This window comes from Azoarcus sp. TTM-91, assembly GCF_012911025.1.
In the GTDB taxonomy this organism is placed as follows: domain Bacteria; phylum Pseudomonadota; class Gammaproteobacteria; order Burkholderiales; family Rhodocyclaceae; genus Azoarcus.
Window position 1 is genome coordinate 1 of record NZ_WUEI01000142.1, and the last position, 10,337, is coordinate 10,337.

At 71.7% G+C, this 10,337-nt stretch carries 8 protein-coding genes; 3 read left to right on the top strand and 5 right to left on the bottom strand.

Annotation, left to right across the window (positions count from 1 at the left end; genetic code table 11):
- Window positions 1–154: 154 nt before the first annotated feature.
- A complete protein-coding gene (locus tag GRF61_RS21720; RefSeq protein WP_169152711.1) occupies window positions 155–1,774 on the top strand; it encodes an NAD(P)/FAD-dependent oxidoreductase in 1,620 nt (539 codons plus the stop codon).
- 246 nt (window positions 1,775–2,020) lie between these two features.
- Here GRF61_RS21720 and GRF61_RS21725 read toward each other — a convergent pair whose 3' ends face one another.
- The gene (locus GRF61_RS21725) at window positions 2,021–2,803 is read right to left on the bottom strand and encodes a helix-turn-helix transcriptional regulator (protein WP_169152717.1); all 783 of its coding nucleotides are present in this window, start codon (window positions 2,801–2,803) and stop codon (window positions 2,021–2,023) included.
- An 87-nt stretch (window positions 2,804–2,890) separates the two neighbouring features.
- Between GRF61_RS21725 and GRF61_RS21730 the strand changes: the two genes are divergently transcribed.
- Complete coding sequence (locus GRF61_RS21730) at window positions 2,891–4,147, top strand: MFS transporter (RefSeq protein ID WP_169152712.1); 1,257 nt, start codon at window positions 2,891–2,893, stop codon at window positions 4,145–4,147.
- Window positions 4,148–4,342: 195 nt separating this feature from the next.
- Here GRF61_RS21730 and GRF61_RS21735 read toward each other — a convergent pair whose 3' ends face one another.
- The 3 genes from GRF61_RS21735 to GRF61_RS21745 all read right to left on the bottom strand — a co-directional run bounded on the left by GRF61_RS21735 (window position 4,343) and on the right by GRF61_RS21745 (window position 8,181).
- Window positions 4,343–5,308, bottom strand: coding sequence for an aldo/keto reductase (locus GRF61_RS21735; protein WP_169152713.1), 966 nt, complete (start codon window positions 5,306–5,308; stop codon window positions 4,343–4,345).
- 194 nt (window positions 5,309–5,502) lie between these two features.
- Window positions 5,503–7,068, bottom strand: coding sequence for an MFS transporter (locus tag GRF61_RS21740; protein ID WP_169152714.1), 1,566 nt, complete (start codon window positions 7,066–7,068; stop codon window positions 5,503–5,505).
- Between the two features lie 153 nt (window positions 7,069–7,221).
- Window positions 7,222–8,181 (bottom strand): VTT domain-containing protein, encoded by a 960-nt coding sequence (locus GRF61_RS21745; RefSeq protein WP_169152715.1) that lies wholly within the window; start codon window positions 8,179–8,181, stop codon window positions 7,222–7,224.
- A 164-nt stretch (window positions 8,182–8,345) separates the two neighbouring features.
- On the opposite strand from GRF61_RS21745, the gene GRF61_RS21750 reads away from it, so the two are divergent.
- A complete protein-coding gene (locus GRF61_RS21750) occupies window positions 8,346–9,443 on the top strand; it encodes an NAD(P)/FAD-dependent oxidoreductase (RefSeq protein ID WP_169152716.1) in 1,098 nt (365 codons plus the stop codon).
- 28 nt (window positions 9,444–9,471) lie between these two features.
- Here the strand turns inward: GRF61_RS21750 and GRF61_RS21755 are convergent.
- Window positions 9,472–10,337, bottom strand: an 866-nt coding sequence (locus GRF61_RS21755; protein WP_248281390.1) for a fused MFS/spermidine synthase, incomplete at its 5' end; no start/stop codon positions are given.

Genomic DNA, 10,337 nt, shown 5'->3' on the forward strand with positions numbered 1-10,337 from the left:
CCGCGCGGAAAACCGGCGGGTGGGCGGCATTCTAACCGGCGGCTGCCGGTGCGCCGGCCGGATCGCGTAAAATCCGCCCTCCGTCGCCCGCCGGTTTTCCGCGCGGCGCCGGCCGATCTTCTCCCGTTTCCCGCCTCTTCCGGATGTTTTCCCCATGCTGCGTATTACCGAACTCAGGCTGCCCCTGGACCACCCGGCCGACGCCCTGCCGGCGGCGATTGCCCGCCGCCTCGGCGTGGCCGCCGGCGACGTGCAGGATTTCCTGGTGTTCAAGCGCAGCTACGACGTGCGCAAGAAGGACGCGCCCTCGCTGATCTACACGGTGGACGTGACGGTGCGCGACGAGGCGGCGCTGCTGGCCCGCCATGCCGGCGAGCGCGACATCGGACCGACGCCGGACACCGGCTACCACTTCGTCGGCCAGGCGCCGGAAGGCTTCACCAACCGGCCGGTGGTGGTCGGCTTCGGCCCCTGTGGCATCTTCGCCGCGCTGGTGCTGGCGCAGATGGGCTTCCGCCCCATCGTGCTGGAGCGCGGCAAGGCGGTGCGCGAGCGTACCCAGGACACCTGGGGCCTGTGGCGCAAGAGCACGCTGAACCCGGAATCCAACGTGCAGTTCGGCGAGGGCGGCGCCGGCACCTTCTCCGACGGCAAGCTCTACAGCCAGATCAAGGACCCGAAGCACTACGGCCGCAAGGTGCTCACCGAGTTCGTGAAGGCCGGCGCGCCGGAGGAAATCCTCTACATCAGCAAGCCGCACATCGGCACTTTCCGCCTGGTCGGCATGGTGGAGCAGATGCGCGCCGAGATCATCGCCCTGGGCGGCGAGATCCGCTTCCAGCAGCGGGTGAGCGACCTGCTGATCGAGAACGGCCATGTGCGCGGCCTGACCCTGGCCGACGGCGGCGAACTGCGCTGCGACCATGTGGTGCTGGCGCTGGGCCACAGTGCCCGCGACACCTTCGAGATGCTGCACGCCCGCGGCGTGTTCATGGAGGCCAAGCCCTTCTCGGTCGGCTTCCGGGTGGAGCACCCGCAGTCGTTGATCGACAAGGCCCGATTCGGCCGCCACGCCGGCAACGCGCTGCTGGGCGCGGCGGACTACAAGCTGGTGCACCACGCGAAGAACGGCCGCTCGGTGTACAGCTTCTGCATGTGCCCCGGCGGCACGGTGGTGGCGGCCACCTCCGAGCCCAAGCGGGTGGTCACCAACGGCATGAGCCAGTACTCGCGCAACGAGCGCAACGCCAATGCCGGCATCGTCGTCGGCATCACGCCGGAGGATTACCCCGGCAGTGGCCCGCTGGCCGGCATCACGCTGCAGCGCGAGCTGGAGTCTCATGCCTACGAGCTGGGCGGCGGCGATTACCTGGCGCCCGGCCAGCTGGTCGGGGACTTCATCGCCGGCCGGCCGTCGCAGCAGCTGGGCAGCGTGGAGCCCTCCTACAAGCCGGGGGTGCGCCTGGGCAGCCTGGCCACCGCGCTGCCGGGCTACGCCATCGACGCCATGCGCGAGGCCTTCCCCGCCTTCGACCGCCAGATCAAGGGCTTCGCCATGCACGACGCGGTGCTCACCGGGGTGGAGACGCGCACCTCCTCGCCGCTGCGCATCACCCGCGGCGCCGACTGCCAGAGCCTGAACGTGAAGGGCCTGTTCCCGGCGGGCGAGGGTGCGGGCTACGCCGGCGGCATCCTCTCCGCCGGGGTGGATGGCATTCGGGTGGCGGAGGCGGTGGCGCAGGCCCTGCTCGGCAAACCGGTACAGGCCGCCTGAGTTCCGGTCCGCCATCAAGGGAAGCCCGGCCTGCCGGCGGTGCCCCGGGACGGGCGTGCCGCCTTGCGGCGCCGGCTCGCGCCGGGATGGTCCGAGGCGATTGCCGCAGGATGTCGCGCCTGGGGGAGGCGTATCCACCTTCCCCGCTCACACGGCATGGCGCTTCATGCCTGCCTGGCTCCTAGCTCGAACTGCGCTTGGGAAGCCTGCTGCGGGGGCCGGGGCCGCTGACCGGCCGCGCTTTCCTCAGCCCGGCTGGCCGCCGAAGAAGCGCCGCGGCGACATGCCGTAGGCACGGCGGAACATGGCGGAGAAGGCGCTGGGGCTGGCGTAGCCGAGCTCGGCGGCGATCTCGGCGTAGGGCCGGCCCTGGGCGGCGAGCACGGTGGCGCGGTTCAGCCGCACCTGCTGGCGCCACAGGCCGAAGGACATGCCCATCTCGGCCTGGAACAGCCGCGCCAGGGTGCGGGCGCTGGCGCCCACCCGCTGCGCCCATTCCTCCAGCGGTGCGGTATCGGCGGGATCGTCCATCAGCGCTTCGCACAGCGCGCGCAGGCGGCGGTCGGCCGGCTGCGGCAGGCGCAGGTCCAGCGTGCGGGCGTGGGCCAGCTCGGTCAGCAGCAGGGCCTGGATCTGGCGCAGGTGCTCGCCGCTGGGCGGCGGGTTGGCGGCCAGGGCGCTGATCAGCTCCCGCGCCAGCGGGCCGATCTCGATCACCGTGCACTGCGCCTCCGGCAGCGGCGCCAACTCGGCGGCCACATGCACCGTGTGCATCTCCACCTTGCCCAGCAGCAGCACCTCGTGAGGGATGCCCGGCGGCACCCACACCGCGCGGTAGGGCGGCACCAGCCAGCGGCTGCCAGGCACGTCCAGGCACAGCGCGCCGCTGACCGGAAAGGCGAGCTGGCCCCAGGCATGGGAGTGGTAGGGAATCACCGAGTCGCGCGGTGGCTTGCGGATGGCGACGGCGATAGGGTCTGCCGCGGTGGGCGGACGCCGGGCGGGGAGGTCGACGATGGTGCGTGGCATGATCACGATAGTTATTGTCTGACTGGCTGTCTCCTGCCAGTTCTGGCCCGTCTATGATGCCGCAAACCCCTTTCTTGCGGCAGTTCCATGGCAACCCAGACCCTCACGCTTCCCCCTTCCGAACCCGCACCGGCGCGCCACGATTTCGGCGTGATCGCGGTGGTGGCCTTCGTGCATGGCACTTCCCACTTCTTCCAGCTGGTGCTGCCGGCGCTGTTTCCCTGGCTGATTCCGGCCTTCGGCCTGGATTTCACCCGTGTCGGCCTGGCCACCAGCACCTTCTTCCTGGTTTCCGCTTTCGGCCAGGCGGCGGCCGGTTTCGCGGTGGACCGCTTCGGCGCCTACCGGGTGCTGAGCGGCGGCGTGGCCTGCCTGGGCGTGGCGGCCTTGTTGATCTCGGTGTCGCAGGGCCTGGGCGGCCTGCTGGTGGCGGCGGCGGTGGCCGGCGTGGGCAACGCGGTGTTCCACCCGGCGGACTTCAGCCTGCTCAACCGCAAGGTGTCGGAGAAGCGGCTGGGCCATGCCTTCTCCGCCCACGGCCTGTCCGGCAACATCGGCTGGGCGTTGGCGCCGGCGTTCATCGTCGGCATCGCCAGCGTGGCCGGCTGGCGGGCGGCGGCGGTGGGTGCGGCGCTGGTGGCCTTCGCCGGCGTCGGCTGCCTCTTCCTCGCCCGCGGCTGGCTGGCGGACGAGGCGGAGCGGGTGGCGGCGCGCGCGCAGCCGGATAAGGCACGCTCGCTGGACTTCATCCGCGTGCCGGCGGTGTGGTTGTGCTTCCTGTTCTTCTTCTTCACCACCATGGGCTTCGGCGCCTTCCAGAACTACGGTACGCCGCTGCTGCAGGCACTGTTCGACCTCAGCCTGCCGGTGGCGGCCAGCGGCATCACCGTGTTCCTGCTGGCCTCGGCGGCCGGGGTGTTCAGCGGCGGTTTCCTGGCGGCGCGGGTGGCGGCGCACGAACGGGTGGTGGCCGCTTTCCTCGGCTTTTCCGCGCTGACCGCGGTGACCCTGGCCGCCGGCGCGCTGCCGGCCTGGGCGGCGGTGCCGGCGCTGGCGGCGATCGGCTTCTGCACTGGCATCGCCGGGCCGTCGCGCGACATCCTGGTGCGGCGGGCGGCGGTGTCCCGCTTCGGCTCCGGTGCCTACGGCCGCATCTACGGCCTGGTGTATTCCGGCATAGACGGTGGCATGGCGCTGTCGCCGCTGGTGTTCGGGCCCTTGATGGACCACGCCCATTTCTCGCTGGTGATGGCCGGCGTGGCGGTGCTGCAGGCGGGCGCGGTGGTGGTGGCGCTGGGCGCGGCGCGCAGCGCGGTGCAGGCCCGGGCCGCGGCCAGCGACTGAGGTGGCCGCCGCTCCCGGTGGAGCGAGTGCCCCGGCATACCCGGGCCGTGCTTGCGGAATCCGGACTTTCCCGTCGCCTGCCGGCGCCCTGGCCGCCGGCGTCAGCCGGCTGGCCTGAGAGGAAACCGAGCATTACCAGGTGACGCGGGATTTCCCCCTCAACCGGGAGCGGATGCCGCGCTGAGCGCGGCCTGTCTACAGCTCGATCAGATCCGCATGGTGGCGCCAGAACTCCGGCCCGGGAATGGTGCCCATGCCGGCGGCGACGTTGTCTTCCATGTGTTCCGGGCGACCGGTGCCGGGGATGGCGCAGGTGACGGCCGGATGGCCGAGCACGAACTTCAGCAGCAGCTGTGCCCAGCTGGCGGCGCCGATGTCGGCCGCCCACGGCGGCAGCGGGCGGTCGCGCAGCTTGCGCAGCAGGCCGCCGCCGCCGAAGGGGCGGTTGATGAGCACCGCCATGCCGCGCTCGGCTGCCAGCGGCAGGATGCGCTGCTCGGCCTCGCGGGCGTCCAGCGAATAGTTGATCTGCACGAAATCGAAGCGCTCGTTGCGCATCACCGCTTCCAGCTCGCGGTAGGCGGCGGCGGTGTAGTGGGTGACGCCGAGGTAGCGCACCCGCTGTTCCTCCTTCCACTGGCGCAGGGTGGCAAGGTGGGCGCGCCAGTCCACCAGGTTGTGGATCTGCATCAGGTCCAGCTGCGGGGTCTGCAGCAGGCGCAGGGATTCCTCCATCTGACGGATGCCGTTGCTGCGGCCGCGTATCCACACCTTGGTGGCGATGAAGGCGCGCTTGCGGCTGCCGGCGGCGGCCAGCAGTTCGCCGGTGGTGGCTTCGGCGCGGCCGTACATCGGCGAGCTGTCCAGCACCGAGCCGCCGGCGTCGAACAGGGTTTGCAGCACGCCGGGCAGGCGCTGGTATTCGTCGCTGTCCGGCGCGGCGTCGAAACCGATGTAGGTGCCGCAGCCGATCACCGGCAGGGCTTCGCCGGTGGCGGGAATGGGGCGGGTGAGGAGCTTGTCCGGGCGGTCGCCGCCGCCACCGGGCTGGGGCGGGGCGGCGCGCGCCGGGGCCAGCGCGAGGCCGGCGAGGGTGCCGGCGGCCAGGCGCAGGAACTGGGCGCGGGTGAGTCGGGGCGACAAGTCGTGAGCGGATGTCATTGCAGTCTCCGGTTCGGCGCGACGGGTTGCCGTGGGCGGGGCCGCTTCAGGCCCGCAGGCGGGCGGGAGCGCTCCGCCGGCATGGCGATAGAGCCCTCCAGGCGCTGGCGGTTCGTTCCGCTTGCTGCATTCTTTGTACGCCATGCCGCGGCAGCGCGCAGCCATGCATTCGGTGTGCCCGGAGACGGAGACGCTCAGGTCTCCAGGTCGCGGTCGCGCACTTCCGGCAGGAACAGCAGGCCGACGACGGCGGCTACCCCCAGCAGGCCGACCAGGTACCACAGGCCGGCCAGGGTGTCGCCGGCACGCACGCTGAGCCAGGTGACCATGAAGGGCGAGAGGCCGCCTATCCAGCCGGCGGAGAGGTTGTGCGGCAGCGCCACCGCGGTATAGCGGGTGCGCGCGGGGAAGAGTTCGGCCAGCGTCGCCGTCTGCGGTCCGGTGATGCAGGCCAGCGCCACCACCAGCACCAGCAGCAGGCCGACGATGGCGGGGCGGTTCACCTGCGCCGGGTCGGCCGCGTCTGGCCGGCCGGCGGCGAGCATGGCCGCCTGCACCGCGGCGGGCTGGTAGCCGGCCACTTGCTGCCCGCCTATCCGCACCGCCAGTTCGCCGGGCGCGCGGCTATGCACCACACCCAGGCGGGCGAACAGCTCCTGGTAGCGTTCGCAGTCGTTGCGCGGGGCGGTGAAGGGGTCATAGCGGCAGTCAACTCCTTGCAGCACCACCGGCACTTCGCGGTTGAAGCGCTCCAGCGCCGGGTTGCCATAGGTGAGCAGGCCGTGGAAGGCGGGCAGGATGGCGATGGCGCCGAGGATGAGCCCGGCCAGCAGCACCGGCCGGCGGCCGATGCGGTCGGACAGGCGGCCGGCGTACAGGGTGAGCGGGAACAGCGCCAGGGTGGCGACCAGCACCAGCTGGCTGGTGGTGGCGGCGTCCAGCTTGACCACGTTCTTCAGGAACACGGTGGTGTAGACCTGGGCGGAGAAGAACAACAGCGAGCCGCCGGCAGAGATGCAGAAGAACAGCAGGGTCATGCGGCCCAGGGTGTGGCGGTCGCGGAAGCATTCGCGCAGCGGCGCCTTGGCCAGCGCGTTCTTCTCCCGCAGGTGGCGGAACACCGGCGATTCGTGCAGGTTGAGCCGGCTGCGGATGGAGATGGCCAGCAGCAGGATGGAAACCAGGAAGGGCACCCGCCAGCCCCAGTCGCGGAACTCCGCATCGCTGAGGAAGGCCTGCAGCGCCACGATCTGCAGCGTGGAGGCCATCATGCCCAGCGGGCCCATCAGCTGCAGCACGCTGGTGTAGAAGCCGCGCCGGCCGGTGGGCGCGTGTTCGGTGAGGTACACCGCGGCGCCGCCGATCTCGCCGCCCACCGACAGCCCCTGCAGCATGCGCAGCACCAGCAGCAGCACCGGCGCGGCGACGCCGATGCTGGCATAGGTGGGCAGCAGGCCGACGCAGAAGGTGGAGGCGCCCATCAGCACGATGGTGGCGAGGAAGATGGCGCGGCGGCCGTAGCGGTCGCCCAGCGAGCCGAACAGCGCCGCGCCTAGCGGCCGCACGATCATGCCGATGCCGAAGGTGCCCAGGCTGGCGAGCAGCGCGGTCACCGGGTCGTCCGGCGGGAAGAACAGCACGCTGAAGTAGATGGCCAGCGTGGCGAAGGTGAGGAAGTCGTACCACTCGAGGAAGGTGCCGAAGCAGGCGGCGACGACGACCTTGCGTTGGATGCTGGGGTTCTGTTCCGGGGCGGACATGAGGTGGGGGCGCGGTTCAGGGCAGGGACGGAGGGGCGGAAAGCGGTGGCGGCCGTGGCCTGGCGCCGCTTCCCGGGCCGCGCATTATCCCGGAACTCGCCGCCGCCGGGCCGCCGCGCTGCGGCACGGGGCGCCGGGCGGGCGCCGCCGGCATCACGGCTGCCCGCTGGGCTGGATCTCCTCCTGTTCCTCCTGCGGCCGGGCGGAGGCTAGCCAGGCTTCGTACCCCCCGCGCAGTGGCCGCACCGAGGTGTAACCCAGCTTGCCCAGCTCGCGCGCGGCCTTGATGGCGCTGGCGTCTTCCGGGCAGGCGCACAGGGTGACGATGGCGCGGTCCCAGGGCTCCTTGCCCACCAGCGCGCGGAGTTCGTCGAGGGAGATCGGCGTTGCGCCGGGAATGGGCCCGGTTTCCGCCTGCATGGTGGCGCCGCGCAGGTCCAGCAGCAGCGGCGGCGCCGGCGAGGCCAGGGCGTCGATGAGCTCCGCCGGGGTGATGTGGGGAATGGCGGCCAGGCACTCGAAGCGGTATTTCTGCCACAGCTTCCAGCCCAGCCACACCGCCGCCGCGACGGCGAGGGCAACCACGACCAGCACGCCGTGCTCGTTCAGCGTGGCGATGGCCTCCCGCACCCGCTCGCGCAGCAGCCAGCCGGCCAGCAGCGCGCCGCCGGCCCACAGCATGGCGCCGGCCGACACCGCGGCGATGAAGCCCGGCAGCGGCATGCGCAGCGCGCCGGCAATCGGCGGGGCGACGGTGGAGAAGCCGGGAATGAACTTGGCCAGCACCAGCGAGCCCAGCCCCCAGCGCAGGAAGCGGCTCTCGGTTTCGGACACGCAGGAGCCGGGGTTGATGGACAGCCGGCACAGGCCGTTCAGCACCCGGTAGCCGAAGCTGCGGCCGGCGAGGTACCACAGCCAGTCCGCCAGCACCGAGGCGGCCACCGCCGCCAGCAGCATCTGCCCCGCCTGGCCGGAGGTCAGCGCCAGGCTGCCGGCCAGCAGCAGCGTGGGTACCGCCGGCACCGGCAGGCCGAGCTGCTGCAGCAGCACGTTGACGAAGACGACCCAGACGCCGTCGCGTTGTATGGCCTCGCTGATCTGGCCGATGTCCATGCTGCTGCTTTCCTTGGGGGTTCTGGTTTTGGTCTGAGCCCGCGGTGGGGCGCGGATGTGGCCGAGGATAACACCGCGGCGCTGGCCCGCCGGGCCGGATGACTCCCGCCTGAGCGGCGAACTGGCTTATCGTCCGGGGTCTGTCTTTCGGATGGCTGCGGCGGATGGAAAGAGTGGATTGCATCGTCATCGGCGCCGGCGTGGTCGGCCTCGCGGTGGCACGGGCGCTGGCGCAGCGCGGGCTGGAGACGGTGGTGCTGGAGAGCGAGCGGGCGCCAGGCACCGTCACCAGCTCGCGCAACAGCGAGGTCGTCCACGCCGGCATCTATTACCCCGCCGGCTCGCTGAAGGCGGCGCTGTGCGTGCGTGGGCGGCAGCTGTTGTACGAGTACTGCGCGGCGCGCGGCATCGCCCACCGGCGCTGCGGCAAGTTCATCGTCGCCACCGCGGCGGCGCAGGCGGATGCGCTGGAGCGCCTGCTGGCGGCGGGACGGGCGAACGGGGTGACAGCCCTGCAGATGATGCCGGCCGCCACCGCGCGCGCGGCGGAGCCGGCGCTGCAGTGCGTGGCCGCCTTGCACTGCGCCGACACCGGCATTGTCGACAGCCACGCCTTCATGCGGGCCTTGCAGGGCGATTGCGAGGCGGCCGGCGGCGCGGTGGCGCTGGGTTCGCCGGTGTTGCGCGGCGAGGTGGCCGGCGACGGCATCCTGCTGGAGGTGGGCGGCGCGCAGCCGATGGCGGTGAAGGCCGGGGTGGTGGTGAACTGCGCCGGCCTGCAGGCGCAGCGCGTCGCCGCCGCGCTGGCCGGCCTGGACCCGGCGACGGTGCCGCCGCTGCACTTGGCCAAGGGCAATTACTACAGCCTGGTGGGGCGCTCGCCGTTCTCGCGCCTGATCTACCCGGTGCCGGAGCCGGGCGGGCTGGGCGTGCATCTGACGCTGGACCTGGGTGGCCAGGCGCGGTTCGGGCCGGACGTGGAGTGGCTGGAGCGCATCGACTACACGGTGGATCCGCGCCGCGCCGACGGCTTCTATGCCGCCATCCGCCGTTACTGGCCGGGCCTGCCGGACGGCGCGCTGCAGCCGGCCTACGCCGGCATCCGCCCCAAGCTGTCGGGGCCGGGCGAGGCGGCGGCGGATTTCCTCATCCAGGGCGAGGCGGAGCATGGCGTGCGCGGGCTGGTGAACCTGTTCGGCATCGAGTCGCCGGGGCTGACGGCGGCGCTGGCGATCGCGGAGGTGGTGGCGGCGAAGCTGTGAGCGCCGCCTGCCACGCGGGGGCGGCTGCTCAACGCGCCAGCCGCTGCGCCAGCCGCAGCTTCTGGCCGCGCTCCAGCTGGCGGGCGAACTCCGGGAAATCCAGGCCCAGGCGGGCCTGCAGCTCGCGCGCCTGCGCCGGCATCCATTTCCAGCGCGGGTCGAAATCCGGGCTCTTGAAGGCGAACAGCAGGTAGTTGCCGTCGTCCTTGATCGACATGGCGATCACCCGGTCGTCGAAGGCGATGGCCATGTGATCCACATGCAGGCGGTAGTCCTCGCGGTCGCCGGCGATGTTCATCACCAGCACGCCGTTGGCCGACAGGCGCTGGTGGATGGTCTCGTAGAAGTGGCTGTTGGCGAGCGAGGCGGGCACGCCGTATTCGTCGAACACGTCCACCAGGATGACGTCCTGGCGGCGTTCCTCCATCGCCAGCACGCTGGCGCCGTCGCCGTGGATGATGCGGAAGCGGTGATCGTCCGGCGGAATGCGGAAGGCGCGGCGGAAGCCGATCACGTCGGCATCCACCTCCACCGCGGTGATGTCGGTGGCCGGCAGGTGCTGGTGGCAGAACTTGGCCAGCGAACCGCCGCCCAGGCCCAGTTGCAGGATGGCGCGCGGGCGCGGCACGAACAGCAGGAAGGCCATCATGCCGCGGGTGTAGGCCAGGTCCAGCGCCTGCGGCCGGGCGAGGCACATGCCGCTCTGCTGGAAGCGCAGATTGAAGTGCAGGTAGCGGTAGCCGTCCTGCTCCAGCACGAAGGGACGGCCGTAGCTGCCTTCGTTCAGGCGGGTGCCCAATGCTATCGGGCAGCTGCCGGCCGGCTCCTGCAGCAGCACGGTGCCGGCCTCGGTGGGGAAGGGGCTGGGCAGGGCCAGCAGGCCGGCGAGATCGT